The sequence below is a fragment of the Dehalococcoidia bacterium genome (assembly GCA_035310145.1).
Lineage (GTDB): Bacteria > Chloroflexota > Dehalococcoidia > CAUJGQ01 > CAUJGQ01 > CALFMN01.
Genome location: DATGEL010000041.1, coordinates 14209 through 30448, shown reverse-complemented (window position 1 = coordinate 30448; position 16240 = coordinate 14209). Strand labels below are relative to the sequence as shown.

At 68.2% G+C, this 16240-nt stretch carries 15 protein-coding genes; 11 read left to right on the top strand and 4 right to left on the bottom strand.

What is annotated here, in order from left to right:
* Positions 1 to 88 precede the first annotated feature (88 nt).
* The 4 genes from VKV26_07760 to VKV26_07745 all read left to right on the top strand — a co-directional run bounded on the left by VKV26_07760 (position 89) and on the right by VKV26_07745 (position 2557).
* Positions 89 to 283 carry a hypothetical protein gene (locus VKV26_07760; protein HLZ69791.1) on the top strand — a complete coding sequence of 65 codons (195 nt, stop codon included), beginning with the start codon at positions 89 to 91 and terminating at the stop codon, positions 281 to 283.
* A 124-nt stretch (positions 284 to 407) separates the two neighbouring features.
* On the top strand, positions 408 to 590 hold the full coding sequence (locus VKV26_07755) for a hypothetical protein (protein HLZ69790.1): 183 nt from the start codon (positions 408 to 410) through the stop codon (positions 588 to 590).
* Positions 591 to 701: 111 nt separating this feature from the next.
* Positions 702 to 1610 (top strand): LLM class flavin-dependent oxidoreductase, encoded by a 909-nt coding sequence (locus tag VKV26_07750; protein ID HLZ69789.1) that lies wholly within the window; start codon positions 702 to 704, stop codon positions 1608 to 1610.
* An 86-nt stretch (positions 1611 to 1696) separates the two neighbouring features.
* Positions 1697 to 2557 carry an alpha/beta hydrolase gene (locus VKV26_07745; GenBank protein HLZ69788.1) on the top strand — a complete coding sequence of 287 codons (861 nt, stop codon included), beginning with the start codon at positions 1697 to 1699 and terminating at the stop codon, positions 2555 to 2557.
* Positions 2558 to 2570: 13 nt separating this feature from the next.
* Here the strand turns inward: VKV26_07745 and VKV26_07740 are convergent, their stop codons facing one another.
* Entirely contained in the window at positions 2571 to 3743 is a 1173-nt protein-coding gene (locus VKV26_07740) for an acyl-CoA dehydrogenase family protein (protein ID HLZ69787.1), read from the bottom strand.
* 140 nt (positions 3744 to 3883) lie between these two features.
* Here VKV26_07740 and VKV26_07735 point away from each other — a divergent pair, with 140 nt between their 5' ends.
* Together VKV26_07735 and VKV26_07730 are read left to right on the top strand one after the other, a co-directional pair.
* Positions 3884 to 4438, top strand: a complete 555-nt coding sequence (locus VKV26_07735) for a Uma2 family endonuclease (GenBank protein HLZ69786.1) — start codon at positions 3884 to 3886, stop codon at positions 4436 to 4438.
* A 369-nt stretch (positions 4439 to 4807) separates the two neighbouring features.
* Positions 4808 to 6370, top strand: a complete 1563-nt coding sequence (locus tag VKV26_07730) for a serine/threonine-protein kinase (GenBank protein ID HLZ69785.1) — start codon at positions 4808 to 4810, stop codon at positions 6368 to 6370.
* A 150-nt stretch (positions 6371 to 6520) separates the two neighbouring features.
* Here VKV26_07730 and VKV26_07725 read toward each other — a convergent pair whose 3' ends face one another.
* The gene (locus tag VKV26_07725; GenBank protein HLZ69784.1) at positions 6521 to 7321 is read right to left on the bottom strand and encodes an SDR family NAD(P)-dependent oxidoreductase; all 801 of its coding nucleotides are present in this window, start codon (positions 7319 to 7321) and stop codon (positions 6521 to 6523) included.
* 180 nt (positions 7322 to 7501) lie between these two features.
* Here VKV26_07725 and VKV26_07720 point away from each other — a divergent pair, with 180 nt between their 5' ends.
* Complete coding sequence (locus tag VKV26_07720; protein HLZ69783.1) at positions 7502 to 8410, top strand: TIGR03619 family F420-dependent LLM class oxidoreductase; 909 nt, start codon at positions 7502 to 7504, stop codon at positions 8408 to 8410.
* Positions 8411 to 8445: 35 nt separating this feature from the next.
* Here the strand turns inward: VKV26_07720 and VKV26_07715 are convergent, their stop codons facing one another.
* Complete coding sequence (locus tag VKV26_07715) at positions 8446 to 9753, bottom strand: Rieske 2Fe-2S domain-containing protein (protein HLZ69782.1); 1308 nt, start codon at positions 9751 to 9753, stop codon at positions 8446 to 8448.
* Positions 9754 to 9976: 223 nt separating this feature from the next.
* Between VKV26_07715 and VKV26_07710 the strand changes: the two genes are divergently transcribed.
* The 3 genes from VKV26_07710 (at position 9977) to VKV26_07700 (ending at position 13182) form a co-directional block, all read left to right on the top strand.
* Positions 9977 to 10288, top strand: coding sequence for a hypothetical protein (locus VKV26_07710; protein HLZ69781.1), 312 nt, complete (start codon positions 9977 to 9979; stop codon positions 10286 to 10288).
* Positions 10289 to 10327: 39 nt separating this feature from the next.
* Positions 10328 to 11443 (top strand): LLM class flavin-dependent oxidoreductase, encoded by a 1116-nt coding sequence (locus VKV26_07705; GenBank protein ID HLZ69780.1) that lies wholly within the window; start codon positions 10328 to 10330, stop codon positions 11441 to 11443.
* A 68-nt stretch (positions 11444 to 11511) separates the two neighbouring features.
* Entirely contained in the window at positions 11512 to 13182 is a 1671-nt protein-coding gene (locus VKV26_07700; protein HLZ69779.1) for an AMP-binding protein, read from the top strand.
* 149 nt (positions 13183 to 13331) lie between these two features.
* Here the strand turns inward: VKV26_07700 and VKV26_07695 are convergent, their stop codons facing one another.
* Positions 13332 to 14063: a TetR/AcrR family transcriptional regulator gene (locus tag VKV26_07695; GenBank protein ID HLZ69778.1), complete on the bottom strand. Its 732-nt coding sequence runs from the start codon at positions 14061 to 14063 to the stop codon at positions 13332 to 13334.
* A 339-nt stretch (positions 14064 to 14402) separates the two neighbouring features.
* On the opposite strand from VKV26_07695, the gene VKV26_07690 reads away from it, so the two are divergent.
* Complete coding sequence (locus VKV26_07690) at positions 14403 to 16163, top strand: ABC transporter substrate-binding protein (GenBank protein HLZ69777.1); 1761 nt, start codon at positions 14403 to 14405, stop codon at positions 16161 to 16163.
* The last annotated feature ends 77 nt before the right edge of the window (positions 16164 to 16240 follow it).

The following is a 16240-nucleotide window of genomic DNA, read 5'->3' as shown; positions in this document are numbered from 1 at the left end:
AGAGAACCGCGATGCTGCCGCCTTGCGGGCTTGCCGTTCGCTCAGTAGCGTAGTGCCGAAGTTCACAAACCGCGGGAGGCGTTCCTCGATGAGTTTGACCGTGGTGCGCTATCGGGAGTCTCCTGTCTTCCCGAGCGCCGAAGTCGAAGTCAACTCGCCTCAGGACGCAGTCACCTTGCTTCGGGCCTGGCAGCGGGCCTTCCCGGCGGAAACCAATCTCCTGCTCGATGAAGATCGCCAGCCGATTGCGCTGACGCAACCCGTTGCGCAGCGGCGGCGCTAGCTCGTCGCTCTGGCAACGGCTGCGCCGGCGCCTCGGCGCCGCCGATCGGGCGCGCTCATCTCCCAACTGCGCCGAAGGCGGGCCCGCCGATCCACCCAGCCCGCGGTGCGGCGCCTGCAGCCGCATGCTTGAGCTGCGCCGGCCGCCGCCGGGCAGCATGCTGCAACCCATCTATCTCGGCGTAGTCTGCCGGCTGTGCGGCTGGATCGAGTGCAAGGACTGCAAAGGCTCGCCCTCTAATGCGCCCTGCACGATCTGCGGCAGCCCCGTAGACTCCGCGCACGCCTCCCTCTTCAGCGACGCCTAACGACCGGCTACGCTGTCGAGGCTGGCGCCTTCTCACCTGTTGGCCGGCTGCATCAACGTTCACCAGTCAATCGCCAGTCGTGCAACCATGTCCCGCAGGAGCACCCTGTCCATGCCGCAAATGCCCGCCCTCAGCGTGGTGGCCGTGGCCGGCCGCCGCGCCCGCACGCTGGAACTCGCGCAGGAGATCGAAGCACGCGGCTTCAGCGGGATTTACGCGCCCAGCCTCTCCGACGGCGTCGGCCTCTGCGAGGCGCTCGCGCTGTGCACCCGGCGCATCAGCTTCGGCACGGCGATCGCCAACATCTACGCCCGTCATCCGTATGACTACGCCGGCAGCGTGGCGCTGATCCACGAGCTCAGCGGCGGTCGCTTCCGCTTCGGCATCGGCGTGAGCCACGGCCCCACCAACGAGCACCTCGGCGTGAGCACTGGCAAGCCGCTTTCGGATATCCGTGCCTTCGCAGCGAAGCTGCGCGAGGGCGAGCCGCAGAGCGGTCCGCTGCCGCCGCTGGTGCTGGCCACGCTGCGGCAACGGATGGTCGAGCTGGCGGGCGAGATCGGCCAGGGCGCCGTCTGGGCCAACGCCGCCCGCTCGCACATGGCCGCCTCGCTGCAGCACCTGCCGACGGAGAAGCGCGCCGACCCGGAGTTCATGATCGGCAACATGATCCCGACCTGCGTCTCCGAAGACCGCGAGGCGGCGGCGCGCCTGATGCGCCGCACGCTGACGTTGTATGTCTCGCTGCCTAACTACCAGAACTACTGGATCGAAGCGGGATACGCCGACGAGATGAAGGCGATTCGCCGGGCGATCACCGCGGGCGAGCGCGAAAAGTTGCCGGGACTGATGAGCGAGCGCTGGCTGCGCGACGTGACGCTGTTCGGCAGCACGGCCGAAGTGCGCGAGGGACTCGAAACGTGGTACGCCGCCGGCGTCAACACGCCGATCCTGGTACCGTCCTCCACGCAGGGCGGCCAGATGAAGGCGTTCGAAGAGCTGTTCGCCGCCTTCGCTTGAGCCGGCTCGCCGAGCGCGACACCGGGGAACCGTTCGCGCTACGCTGCGCTGCGGGCGGCTGTGCCCCCGGGGCGAACGTGAGCGAGATGAAGAGCGACTTCGTGCACGTCAACGGCGTGCGCCTGCACTACCTGCGTGCCGGCGCTGGCCCGCGGGCGATCGTGCTCACGCACGGCAACAGCCACTGCGGCGGCGTTTGGGCGCCCCTGATCGCCTCGCTGTCCGGTGCGCGGTTCACCGTTGTCGCCTGGGATCTCCCCGGCCACGGCTGGTCGGAGCAGCCGGAACGCGGCTACGACTGGGGCAGCCTGCGCGACGACCTGCTCGGCCTGGTGGACGCGCTTGAGCTGCAAGACATCGTCTTCGTCGGCCACTCACGCGGCGGCGGCGTCTCGCTGCTCGCCGCGGCCGCATCGGGCGAGCGCTGCCACGCGGCCCTCGTCTACGAGCCGACGATGCCGGTGAGCGCAGGCGCGGATGGCAAGCCCGCCGCGGTACCCGAGCCGCCGCGCATGGCCGAGATGGCGGCGCGGGCGCTGCGCCGTCGCGAGTCCTTTCCCAGCCGCACGGCGCTGGCCGCGCACTACCGCGCGCAGAGCGCGTTTAAAGACTGGCGCGAAGACTACTTCGCGGCGTTTCTCACCTACGGCACGCAGACGCGGGAGGACGGCTCCGCCGGCCCCTGTGTGCCGCCGCTCGCCGTGTCGCGGCTGTTCGAGGCAACCTTCGGCTTCGACGCCTGGCGCGGGGTGTCCGCCCCTGCTCTGCCCCTGCTGGCCGTCTACGGCGACCGGAGTGGGCGACAGAGCGACGGCCGCGACCCCGGCGCCGCCCTGCGCACGATGTTCCCGCGCTGCGAGCTGCGCGTGCTGGCGAACGCCACGCACACCGGGCCGATGGAGCAACCCGCGCTGTTCGAGCGGCTCGTGCGCGAAGTCGCCGGCTGAGGATCCTCACTCGCTATCCGCGCGGCAGACCCAGCCCGCGCGTCGCGACCACCGAACGGTTCACCTCGCTGGTGCCGCCGGCGATCGTGGCCGAAACCGCCTGAAGGTAGGCGCGCTCCATGCGGCCCTTCAGCCGCGCGCCCTTCGAGCCGCGCTCGACCTGGCCGTATAGGCCGAGCAGATCGATGCCGGTGCGCGCCAGCCGCTGGCTCATCTCCGTGCTGAAGATCTTGACCAGCGAGGCCTCGTAGTTGGGCACCATGCCCTTCGCCTGCATGCCGGCCACGCGATAGGAGAGGTTGCGGCAGACCTCGATCTCGATCTGCATCTCCGCCAGGCGGTGGCGCAGTGCGGCCGAAGCGGCGGCGCGCGGTTCGCGAGCGTAGGCCAGCAGGTCTTCCAGCGTGCGCTGCGCCCCGGCCGCGCCGGCGATGCTGCTGCGCTCGAAGTCGAGCGAGACGGCGAGCTGGTACCAGCCGCGGTTCTCCGTCCCCACGAGGTTGGCGGCCGGCACGCGCACGTTGTCGAAGAAGACTTCGTTGAAGCCGTGGCTGTTCGCCATGTTGATCAGCGGCCGCACGGTGACACCGGGCGTCTTCATGTCCAGCAGGAACATGCTGATGCCCTTGTGCTTGGGCGCGTCCGGGTCAGTGCGCGCCGCCAGCCAGCCCAGATCCGAGCGGTGGGCGCCGGTCGTCCAGATCTTCTGACCGTTGATCACGTACTCGTCGCCGTCGCGGGTGGCGCGCGTCTGCATCGCCGCCAGGTCGGAGCCGGCGCCCGGCTCGGAGTAGAGCGTGCACCAGACCTCTTCGGCGCGGGTGATTGGCGGCAGGTAGCGGCGCTTCTGCTCGTCGGTGCCGTAGATCATCAGCGCCGGCCCGACCCAGGCGACGCCCATGCTGAAGTTCACCGGCGCCCGGCGGTAGGCCATCTCCTCGTTGTAGATCACCTGCTGCATGATGCTGGCGTCGCGCCCGCCGTACTCAGCCGGCCAGGCCATCGCCAGCCACTTGCGATCGGCCAGCTTCCTCTGAAGGGCCGCGACCAGCGCCTCCGCCTCGTCAACGCCGAATTCCTCCTCGAAGTCGCCGGTGCCCTCCCAGTCGGCGGGCAACTCGTGGTCGAGAAAGGCGCGAACCTCACCGCGGAAGGCCAGCTCCTGCGGCGTGAAGGTGAACTCCATGATGCTCGTTCTCCTGCCCCGGCAGCGCGGGCGAAAGTTTGACGGTACGCAAACAACAGTGTAGCCGCGGAGCGCGGAGCGGCACAGAGCCGCGCGCCTTTCGACTACACTGAACGGACCAGAGAGGGAGCGGCAGCCCGATGGCCACGACAAAGAAGCCGATAACGGCCGAAGAACTTTTCGAGATGGACGATTGTGATGCCTACGTTGAGCTAATCGAGGGAGAGCTGCAGGAGATGACACCCCCGCCTGGCTGGGAGCACGGCCATACCACATCTACTGTTGGTCTCCTGATCGCCGTGTACGTTCGAGCCAACCGACTGGGACAGGTCGCGGTCGGGGATCCCGGCATCATCCTCAAGCGCGATCCGGACACCGTGCGTGGCCCCGATGTCGCCTTTATCAGCAGCGCACGTCTTCCGCCTGATCGATCGATCCCTGGGTACCCGGAGATAGCCCCGGACCTGGTCGTTGAAGTTGTTTCGCCCGGTGATCGGGCGGGTCGGATCCAGCAGAAGGTGGCGCAATGGCTGGCGGCGGGCGTGCGCCTCGTCTGGGTCGTCTACCCACTGTCGCGGCATGTCGTCGCCTATCGAGAATTGGCGCACCCCCGCGTCTATACGGAGGAGGAGACAATCGATGCGGAGCCGGTGCTGCCCGGCTTCTCCTGCGCCGTTGCCGAATTTTTCGCCTGAGCCGCGCTCCGCCGAATGGGCTCTCTGCCGCGGCCCGATCCACGGTACAATTGATCCATGAACTGTCCCTCGTGCCGCCGTTTCACACCGCCGGGAGCCTCCCGCTGCCCCGCCTGCGGCACGGTCTTCGTGTCACGGGGAGCCGGCGGAGCGACCGAGGCACCCAACACCCCGCAAACGCCAGGGCGCGCGGCACCCACGCCGGGCACGCCACCGACGGGGCGCGCCAGCGCCGGACTGCGCTCGGCCGCGGCGGCGGCTCTCGTCAACTACCTTGCCACGAAGACTCAGCAGGCGGTGCAGGGCTACCTGGCGACGCCGCCCGCGCCTCTCTCCCCGGCGGCAGCGGCCCAGACTGCTGAGGCGGCGTTGACGCCAACGTCGCAGGTTCTGGCCGAAGGCACGATGCTTTCGTCTGGCCGCTACTATCTTGGGCCGATGCTCGGCCGCGGCTGTTTCGGCACGACCTACCGCGCCGTCGATCAGCGGCTCGGCCGCATCGTCGCCATCAAGGAGTTCTTTCCCGAAGGCTCCGTGCGGCACGGGCGGACGATCCTGCCGCCGCCCTCGCTCGGCCGCGACGGCTTCGAGCAAGAGCGCGGCCACTTCATGCGCGAGGCGCGCATCCTGGCCCAGTTCCAGCGGCCGGGCATCGTCGCCGTGCACGAGGTCTTCGCCGAGCACGACACGGCCTACATGGTGATGGAGTACCTCGCCGGCCGCACGCTGGTGGATGTCCTGCGCGAGCGCGGCGGGCCGTTGCCGCCGGCGCAGGCGCTGCGGTACGTGCTCGCCTGCGCCGACGCACTGGCGGCGGTGCACGAGAAGCAGCTCCTGCACCGCGACGTGAAACCCGGCAACATCATGATCACGGCCAAAGACGAGGCGGTGCTGATCGACTTCGGCGCCGCGCGCAGCTTTGACCGCCATCAGCGCACCAGCATGATGACGGCGATCGGCACGCCGGGCTACGCGCCGCTGGAGCAATGGGGCAGCGCCGGCCGCTTCGGACCCGCATCGGACATCTACGCGCTTGCCGCGACGCTTTATCACCTGCTCTGCGGCCAGATGCCGCTTTCGGCCGCGGACCGGGCGGTGAACGACACGCTGGCAGCGCCGCATGCGCTGAATCCCGATGTCTCGCCGGCGCTCAGCGATGCGGTGGTGCATGCGCTCGCCGTGCGCATGGACGAACGGCCGCAGACGATGGCGGCGTTCGCGGCCGAGCTGCGCGCCGCGCGCACGCCCGCGGACGCCGGGGGCAGCGGCTCGGGCGCGCGATCGCCGGCCGCCGCCTCCGCTCCGCCGCAAGCAGCTGCGCCATCGGGGAAGGCGTCCGCTTCCAGCCAGCAGGCTGCGCCGGCCAGTGCGGACCAGTCCCCGGCCACGGCGCCAACAAGAGCCGAGTGGAAGCAGGCGAAGCACGACTGGCGCCAGGCGCGGCAGCAGGCCCGCCAGGCCGAGCGCGAGCAGCGCCGGGTGACTGCCGCGCCGGCGCCGCAGGAAGCTCGGGATCTTGCGGCGCCGGCTGTGGCAGTCTCAGCCGCGCCGTTGCCGCAGACTCCGCCGCGCCGGCGCCTGCCGCGCCCGCTGCCGCAGAATGCCCGCGAGCTGGCGCTCTACGCGGTGGCGACGCCGGGCGCCGCGGTCGTGCTCGCCGTTTCGCTGCTCACCCTGGTCTTCGCATCGCCGTTGCTGGCGCTGGCGACGATCACCTCGCGGGGGACGCCGCAACGAATCTCACGCCGGGCGCTGCGCCGCTCATTGCAGCTCGGCTCGCGGGGCGTCGTGCTTGGCACGGTCTGCATCGGATCGCTGGTCGTCGTCGCCTGTGCCGTCGGCTGCGGCGTGGTGTTTGTGCCGCTATACGCGCTTTTCTCCAGCAGCCGCCGGCGACCGCGGCGTCCCACCCCCGGCCTGCGCCGCCCGTGAAGCTGATGGGCACGCGCTGACGCTCAGGGCGCACGCCATGCGCCGCCGAGCGCCGACTTGGGAACCCCGCCTTGAGCCTCGACCGCTTCGTACAGCGATCTCCCCTTCCCCCAATACTGGGGGAAGGGGCTGGGGGATGAGGCCCACGCCCTACAGTCCGTGCTCCTTGCACACGTCGTTGTCAAAGAGCAGGTTGCCTGTGAACTTCTGCGGGTCTTGCTGCGCGATCCAGACCGTCGCCTTGCCCATCGCCACGGCCTCTTCGAAGTCCAGGTTGGGGTTCTCCTTGTCGTTCTGCGCGAAGATGTTGCCCGGCGTGCGGATGCGGCCAGTCGGCGAGAGCACGTTGACGGCGATGTTTTCGTCCGCGACCTCCATGGCCAGCGACTGCGAGAACCGCTCCAGCCCGGCCTTGACCATGCCGTAGAACGAGCCGCCACGGCGGGCGCGCTGCTCGGCGTTATAGGGACCGGGACCCGGGAAGACGCCCGCCCGCGACGAGACGTTGATGATGTGACCGCCGCCGGACTTGGCCATCGGATCCAACGCGAAGCGGATCGCCATCAGCAGGCCGCGCAGGTCCACGCGCCACATCAGGTCGAGGTGGCGCGGCTGCACGCTGCGAATCGTTCCCGGAATCAAGATCGCGGCGTTATTGAAAAGGATATCGAGCCGGCCGAAGGTGTCCATCGTGCGCTGCATCAGCGCCTCGAGCTCATCGTCCTTGGTCACGTCCGCCTTGACGGGCAGCGCGCGGCGGCCGCGCGCCTCGATCTCCTTCGCCACGGTGTAAATGGTGCCGGGCAGGCGGGGATCGGTCACCGTCTCGGTGCGAGCGGAGACGACCACGTTCGCGCCCGCCTCGGCCAGCGCCACGGCCACGTCGCGGCCGATGCCGCGGCTGCCGCCCACGATCACCGCTGTTTTGCCTTCCAGTGGTGTTGCTGCCATCACCGCCTCCAAATCGGCCCGCGCGGCGTTCTGTGCGAACCGCCTGCGTCTCTGACCTTGCAGCCCTGACAATACGCAACAACCCGGTGAAAGGCTACCGCGCGGACGAGTCGTTCAGCACGAAGCCGCACGAGCAGGTAGCATGACCATGCAGACAGCAGACAGCGCAGGAGCCGAGGCATGAAGCTGGCGGTTGAGTTTCCCAGCGTGATCTACCGCGAAGGAGCGAAAGGCGTCACGGGGCTGGCGCAGGCGATCGAGCGTGCCGGCTATAACCAGCTGGACATGTTCGATCACGTCATCATGCCCTGGCCGAGCGAGAGCCGGCCCGGCCTGCGCTACCCGGCAGACATGCCGATCCTCGAGGCGCTGATGGCGCTCTCCTTCGTCGCCGCCGCGACAGAGCAGATTGGGCTGGGCACCGAAGTGCTGGTGCTGCCGCAACGGCAGCCGGTGCTGGTGGCGAAGCAGGTAAGCACGCTGGACACGCTCTCCGGCGGCCGCGTGCGCCTGGGCGTGGGCAGCGGCTGGCAGGAATCGGAGTATGAGGCGCTGGGCGCGGACTTCCGCCGCCGCGGCAAGGCGATGGACGAGGCCGTGGCGCTGCTGCGGGCCTGTTGGCAGCAACGCGAGGTGAGCTTCGACGGCGCGCAGTACCGGGTCGAGGCGATGGCGATGGAGCCGAAGCCGCCGCGGCCCGGCGGCCCGCCGATCTGGCTCGGCGGCACCTCGCCAGTCGCGCTGCGCCGTGCGGGGCGGCTGGGCGATGGCTGGCTGGCCAACGCCGGAGCCGGCGCTGCCCAGCTCAGAGCGGTCAAGCAGGCCGCAGAGCAGGCCGGGCGCGACCCGGATGCGCTCGGTTTTCAAGCGCAGCTCAGCGCCCCGCCACGCCAGGGCGAAGCCGCCGCCAGCGGCCTCGAAGCCCTGTTCGACGGCATCGTCGCGGCCGCGGGCAGGGCCGTAGCCGACGGTTTCGACTGGGCCACGGTCAACGCCACCGTCCTCTTCCGTGCAGGAGCCCGCCGTGGCGAGCAGCTTGGCGAAGCATTGTCCACGCTGCACGGCCGCCTGCGCAAAGAGGTCGGCTGAGCCAATCCGCGCTAACCCGCTTCCGGTCCGGCCCGCTACTGCAGGAACGGCACCCACGAGATCGGCACGCCGGCGTCCGACCGGCGCGCCTCTTCTGTGGCCGCTACCCAGCTCTCGCCCTCCTGCAGCAGCACGGAGGCCGACCGCACCCGGCACAGGTTGGGATCGTCCACGTTCTCGGGCAGGGAGCCCTGCTCGCGCAGCGCACGCGCCGCGTTGATCAGCTGCCGTCGCACGAAGATCACCATCGCGTCGGTCGTGCCCAGGTGCTCCTGCGTGCGGTCGTAGATCGTGCCCATCGTCTCGGTCATCGCCCGGTCCTGCAGGTTGCCGAGAAAGGGGATGCCGATCACCAGCTCGTTCTTCTGCATCTCGTAGTCGAGGTTGAAGTCGTTATGCAGGTTGGCCTTCGTGTAGTAGCGGCTGAACGGGTCGCTCGTCTCCTCGACGTAGCCGCCCCAGCCGCCGAAGGGATTGGTAAACCGCTTCCGCTCTTCGTCGGTGAAGGGGCGATCCAGGCGGCCGCTGATCCCGAACTGCATGGTGTGGTCGTCGTCCAACGGCACCCAAGCCCGGCAGGAGACCGTGTTCGGATCGCTGGCGGCGATCATGGTGAAGAACGGCATGATGAACTGCGTAATCCGGTGCCAGAACTGCTCGCCGTCGCGCCAGCGGCGCCGGCCGGTGTAGCAGGCGCCGTACGCCGTGGGCAGCACCTCCAGCCGCGGTCGCTTGTCCTTGTGGAAGGTACCGCGCGTCTTGCTCTCTTCGTGCAGCCGCGCGTGCACGAAATCGATGTGCGACGAGTCGATGTCGCCTTCCAGCGCCTGCACCCAGTTGCACTCTTCCAGCATCAGCAGCGGCGAGGCGACCTGCTCCGCGGGCAGCGTGTTGACCTCGAAGTTGGGCAGCGGCGGTGCAACCTCGCGCGGTCCCATATAGGTCCAAAGCGTGCCGTTCACGTCGCGGCAGGGATAGGCGACGGCGCGAACCTTGGCCTTGAAATCGCTCTCCTCCGGCTCGTTGGGCATGTCCACGCAGCGGCCCGCCACGTCCCACTTCCAGCCGTGATAGGGGCAGCGCAGGCCACACTCCTCGTTGCGGCCGAAGAAGAGCGAGGCGCCGCGGTGCGGGCAGTTCTCGCGCATCAGGCCGACAGCGCCGTTGGTGTCGCGGAAGGCGACGAGGTTCTCGCCCAGCAGGCGCACGCGCTTCGGCGGGCTGTCGGGCGCCGAAAGCTGGCTGGACGGCAGGAAGGGCATCCAGTACTGGCGCAGCAGCTCGCCCATCGGCGTGCCCGGCCCGACACGGCACAGCAGCTCGTTGTCTTCTTTGGACAGCATCGATCCGTCTCCGCTCGTCGCGCGCCGCCCGGCAGGCCCGCACCCGCCGCGGTCACCGCGCCCGACTCCCCGCGCCCTTGGGGGCGCGACACTCGCCGCCACTGTACCCCTGCAGGGGATCGCTGACAACGCCGCCCGGTATGATGGCATGATCAATCGTCCACCGATGACGTACGCTGCGGGCAGCAGCCCGCGGCCGGCTGTTCCAGGCGGAGGCAAGGCGATGGAGTTGCGCGAGTATCTGGCGGTGCCCTACGTGCTGGCGATCGAATCTGTGGAGCGCCCAGACGGCGAATGGGTGCGCCGCGCCGAGTATCCGGAGCTGCCCGGCTGCGCGGCGGAGGCGCACTCCGCGGTGGAGGCGATGGCGAAGCTCGAAGCGGAGCGCGTGCGGTACTTCCAGGAGCGCATCGATCGCGGCGAGCCGATCCCCGTGCCGCGGCCGCCGCTGCAGGCGCTGCTCGACGCACTGGACACCGACAAGCTCGGCTTCGCCCGCTGGCTGGTGCAGGAAGGCAAGCTGAGCGACGAATAGCTGCTTTCTCGCCCCGGATTCGGCATAGGAGGAGTCACGATGCACGTCGGCTACGCGCCGCTGTTCCAGAACCCGGAGAACCGTCTCCCGGACCTGGAGGTCTACCAGCAGGAGCTGCGCCTGGCCGAGCTGGCCGAACCGCTCGGCTTCGATTCGGTCTGGTCGGTCGAGCACCACTTCACCGACTACACGATGTGCCCCGACGTCACGCAGTTCCTCGCCTACATGGCGGGCAAGACCAGCCGCGTCAAGCTCGGCTCGATGGTCGTGGTGCTGCCCTGGCACGACCCGATCCGCGTGGCCGAAGAGATCGCCATGCTCGACAACCTCTCCAACGGCCGCGTGATCTTCGGCGTCGGGCGCGGCCTCGGGCGCGTGGAGTACGGCGGCTTCCGGGCCGACATGAACGAGTCGCGCCAGCGCTTCATCGAGTATGCCGATGCGATCATCACCGGCCTCGAACGCGGCTATGTCGAATACGACGGCGAGTATCTGAAGCAGCCGCGGCGCGACATCCGCCCCGCGCCCTTCCGCTCGTTCAAGGGCCGCACCTACGCCGCAGCCGTCTCGCCCGATTCGATGCCGTTGATGGCACGTTTAGGCGTCGGGCTGCTGGTGATTCCGCAGAAACCGTGGGAAGACGTGGCGAAGGACTTCGAGATCTACCACCACGTTTGGCGCGAGGTGAACGGCGACGAGCCGGCGCCGCGCCCGCTGATGGGCGGCTTCTACTTCGTCGACGCCAACGCCGGCCGCGCCCGCGAGCTGGCGATGCGCTACATCGGCGGCTACTACCAGACGGTGATCAAGCACTACGAGATGACCGCCGGCCACTTCGCCGCGATCAAGGGCTACGAGTTCTACAATAACGCGACGAAGTACATCAATCGCCACGGCAACGCCGGCGCGGGTGAAAGCTTCGCCAACCTGATGCCCTGGGGCACGCCCGACCAGGTGCTGCGCAAGCTGGAGCAAATTCGCGCCGTGATCGACATGAACGGCATGATGTGCCACTTCTCCTTCGCCGGCATGCCGTACGACGAGGCCGAGCGCAACATGCGCCTGTTCACAGCGGAGGTGCTGCCGGAGCTGCAGCGCTGGCAAACGCCGCCGCTGGTCGAGGGCCGCGTGCTGGCTGGCGCTGGAGCGCGGTAGCGGGGGCGGCCTGAGCCGGTCCGAGGGCCGAGCACATCCGCTCGCATTCGTAGCGGAGGGTTGCTGCCGTGTACGAAACGCTGTTCACGCGCGAGCAAGCGGAGCGCTACCGCGCGGCCGGCTGGTGGCCGGACCGGCTGCTGAACGACGATCTCGACGCCGCTGTGGCGCGCGACCCCAACAAGACCGCGGTGCGAGATGTGCGCGGCAGCATCAGCTTTCGCGGATTGCGTGAGCAGGCCGACCGCTGCGCCCTGGGCTTGCTCGACCTCGGTGTGCGCCGTGGGGACGCCGTAACCGTGCAGCTCCCGAACTGGAACGAGTTCGTGGTGCTGACGCTGGCGCTGGAGCGAATCGGCGCCGTGATCAACCCCGTCGCGCCGATCTTCCGCCAGCGCGAGCTGCGCACGATGCTGCGGCTGGCGCGGCCCGTCGCCATCGTCACGGCCGCCGCCTTCCGCGGCTTCGACTACCCGGCGATGTACGCCGAGTTGCGCAACGAGGTTCCCTCGTTGCGCTCGCTGATCGTGGTGAGCGGCGACGGCAGCGTGCGCGGCGGCGACGGCGACGGCGAACTGATCGGCTGGCAAGACGTGCTCGACCAGGGCGCGGCGCTGCGCCAACACCGCATCGCCCTGGGCTGGCTGCGCCCTTCACCGGACGATGTCACGGAGCTGATCTTCACCTCCGGCACCACGGGCGAGCCGAAGGGCGTGCTGCACACGGCCAACACGCTGGCCGGCGCGGTCGACGCCGCGGTGACGGGGCAGCGGCTCGACGCCGAAGACGTGATTCACATGGCCTCGACCTTCGGCCACCAGACCGGCTTCCTCTACGGCGTGCGGCTGCCGATCCATCTTGGCGCCCGCGGCGTCTACCAGGATCTGTGGGACGCGACGGAGTTCGTGCGCCTGATCGAGCGCGAGCGGATCAGCTTGAGCATGGGTGCGACACCGTTTCTGGCCGACACACTGCGCGCCCCGAACCTCACCGCGCACGACATCAGCTCGTTTCGGCTCTTCTGCTGCGGCGGCGCGCCGATTCCCCAGCCGCTGGCCGAGGAGGCCGGGCGCCGCCTGCCGTGCCGCCTCTTCCCCGTCTGGGGCATGAGTGAGAACGGCGCCGTAACCGCGACCTTCCCCGATGAGCCGCCGGAAAAGATCGTCACCTCGGACGGACGGCCCTACCCCGGCATGGAAGTCGCCGTCTTCGATGAGCAGGGCGAAGCCGTGCCGCCCGGCAGCGAGGGCAGGCTCTTCGCCCGCGGCGCCTTCACCTTCGCGGGCTATGTGCAGGGCCGGCGCTTCACCGAGCAGTACTTCACCGCCGACGGCTGGTTCGACACCGGCGACCGCGCGGTGATGGATACCGATGGCTACATCCGCATCAGCGGCCGTACGAAGGACATCATCATCCGCGGCGGCGAGAATGTGCCGGTCAAGGAGATCGAGGATGTGCTGCTGCGCCATCCGCAGGTGCGTAATGTGGCGCTGATCGCCGCGCCCGATGAACGGCTTGGGGAGATCGGCTGCGCCTGCGTGCTCCCCGAGCCCGGCACATCGCTGACGCTGGATGATCTGCGCGTCTTCCTCACCGAGCAGGAGGTGACGCGGCAGTTCTGGCCGGAGCGGCTGGAGCTGGTGGACGAATTCCCGATGACGCCCAGCGGCAAAATCCAGAAGTACCGCCTGCGCGAGCTGCTGCTGGAGCGCGCGGCGGCTGCCAGAGACGCCTCGTAGCCACCGTTTGCAACACTCGGCCGCCGCTTCGGCGCTCTTTGAGTTCCGGAATGGCGGCCGATAGCCGCGCCCGTCTCGACCTGCCCACTACACAAGTCGATCTGCCCGCTGCCACCGCGCCGACGCTCGACGCCGTCCGCCGGCACGCCTCAGGTCGCTGTCTCAGCGAGCGCAGGCGTGGCGTACTCTTCGTATGCGAAGTTTTCCGGCGCCGGGCGGCCGTAGACGGCTCGATACCACGTTTCGGACAGCACCTTCAGCGCGTCCACAAAGCGGGCGTGGCGCACGCTGGCCGGGCTGTCGACGACGAAGAAGCGCACGGCGAACGACTCCACCATGCCGATCAGGGCGGAGGCCAGCAGGGTCGGATCGGTGTCCGGGATCTCGCCGCGATCGAGCAGCCGGATGATGGAACGCTCGATGCGCGCCTCAAGCTGCCGGCGCCCCGTCTCGTAGAGCTGTCGAATCTCGTCGTCTACGAGCGCCAACGACAGCACCTGCGCAAGCACCATCGCCTCGCGGGACATGCCGTACAGATAGGCGGCATTGGTGGCCACGATGCGCGAGAACGCGTCGTTCCCCGGGTACTGCCGGCGCGCCAGGTCCGTGCCGGCGAACAGGTCATCGCCGATCAGGTGCAGGAGCAGGTGGCGCTTGTCCCTGAAGTAGAAATAAAACGTTGCGCGCGAGAGGCCCGCCTCGCGGCAGATCTCATCCACCGTCACGCGGTAGTAGCTGCGCTGGCCGAACAGGCGACGGCCCGCGCGCACCACCTGTTCCAGGCTCAGGCTATCGCCGTTGCTGCCCATCGCCCGGCGCGGCGACCGATCGGCACGGGCTGGGGGCATCGCCGCCCCACCCGTGGCCGGCTCCTGCTGCATGCGATAACACTCCGTATCGCGACTGCCACGACGCGTTGTGCTGCCGTGCTGGCCGCTTGCACCCGGCGAACAGCGCTGCTCAGCACCAAAACTGTCACTTGACATTCTACCGTGCGCGGTGTACTCCACATGCCAGATCATACACCATGTCCAGATACTCCGTCTGGGCCGGCCAGGCATGCGGGAGGCGGCGCGGCACCGGGCAGGCATTCGAGAAGAGCCAGGGAGGCAGGGCTATCGAGCAGCAGAGCATGCGTAGCGATGGATCACGATGCGAGGAGCCCCACCATCGTCGAGCTTGACGGTAAACGGCTGCGGCAGACGCAACGGAGGCGCACGATGGCCGAGGAATCGTACTGGACCAGGATTCGCACACGACACACGACCACGCGCCGGCAGGCGCTGGGCGTATTCGCGACCGGGCTCGGCGGCGCGTTTCTGGCCGCGTGCAGCGGCTCGAATAACAACAAGAGCGGCAACAAGAGCAGCAATCCGACCAGCGCCGCCGCCACTGTCGCCGCACCGGCGGCGCCCGCCTCGCCGCGGCCGACCAACGCGCCCCAGGCGCCGGCCGGGCCGATCACGACGCGCGCCGCCACGCCCGCCGCCGAGCAGCCGGTGCGCGGCGGCACGCTGCGTCTCGGCACCTTCTTGAGCGTGCTGGGCATCGATCCCCACATTGAGGTCTCCATCGGCCTCGTGTGGGACGCGAAGATGTACAGCTATCTCGGCGGCTTCGCAAACGTCACCCAGAAGTTCAACCCGATCTTCGCCGACTCGATCGAGCAACCCAGCCCCACCGAGTTTACCTTCAAGCTGAAGCAGGGTGTGAAGTTCCACAACCTCGACCCGGTCAACGGCCGCGAGCAGATTGCCGATGACGTCAAGTACAGCCACGAGCGCTTTCGTGACCTGCCGCAGGCGCAGAACAACGACTTCTTCAAAGGTGTCGTCGATAAACTCGACGTGATCGACAAGTACACCTACAAGGTGACGACCAAGTTCCCCTACGCGGAGTCGTTGAGCGAGCTCGGCGGCATCCAGACGGCGATCGTGCCGCATGAGGCCGTGGAGAAGTTCAAGGATCTCTCAACTAACGCGATCGGCGCCGGTCCATACATCCTCGACCAGTACAGCAAGGGCGAGAAGACCGTCCTGAAACGCAACCCGGATTACTTCAACAAGGACGTACCGTACCTCGACGTGATGAGTACGATCACGATCCTGGATACGAACACACTGATTCAAGCGTACAAGAGCGATCAACTCGACATCAATGGTGCGATCTTGACCAAGCTCGACTTCGAAGACCTGAAAAAGAACGACAAGCTGGTGAACACAGCGTATCCCGCGTTGTACTACGGCTCATTGGGCGTGAACGCCTCGGTTGCGCCGTATTCGGACAAGCGCGTGCGCCAGGCGCTGTGGATGGGCATCGACCGCCAGCAGTTCATCGACAAGATCGGCCAGGGCGACGGCGTGCTCCAGGGCATTCTCAGCAACGGCCTCTCGTTCTGGGTGCTCTCGCAGGCCGAGCTCAAGCCGTATCTGACGCCCGACGTGGCCAAGGCGAAGGCGCTGCTGGCGGCCGCCGGCTTCCCCAACGGCTTCGACATGACGATCGAGACCTCGGGCAGCCTGCAGATCTACATCGACTACGCCGACATCCTCGTCTCCGAGCTGAAGAAGCTCGGCATCAACGCCAAGCTCAACCTCAGCGATCTGCCGTCGTATCTCAGCGACAAGCTGTTCAAGGGCAACTTCAACGCCACCGTCTTCACCCACAACCCGTACGAAACGCCGAAGATCCCGATCGGCTTCTACTACAAAAACGGCCTCGGCAGCGGGAGCTGGTGGCACTACGACAACGAGGACATCTCCAAGCAGATCGACGCCGAGGTGCAGGAGCTGGACCTGAATAAGCGACTGCAGATGGTGAAGGACGTGCAGAAGGCGCTGCTGGACGACGCGGCGCCGCTGATCAACTTTATCTCGCCCGTGTCCTACGACTCGTACAACAAGCGCGTCGGCGGCTACGACGTGACGCAGCGCGGCTGGCAAAACTTCCGCTACAGCGAATTCCTCAAGCCCAATGCGTGATCGGGGGCGCCGGCGGCAGCCGCCGCGCACCCCGTGTTGCGGTCGTCGAGCGCACGCGGCATTCGCGGTCGAAGGAG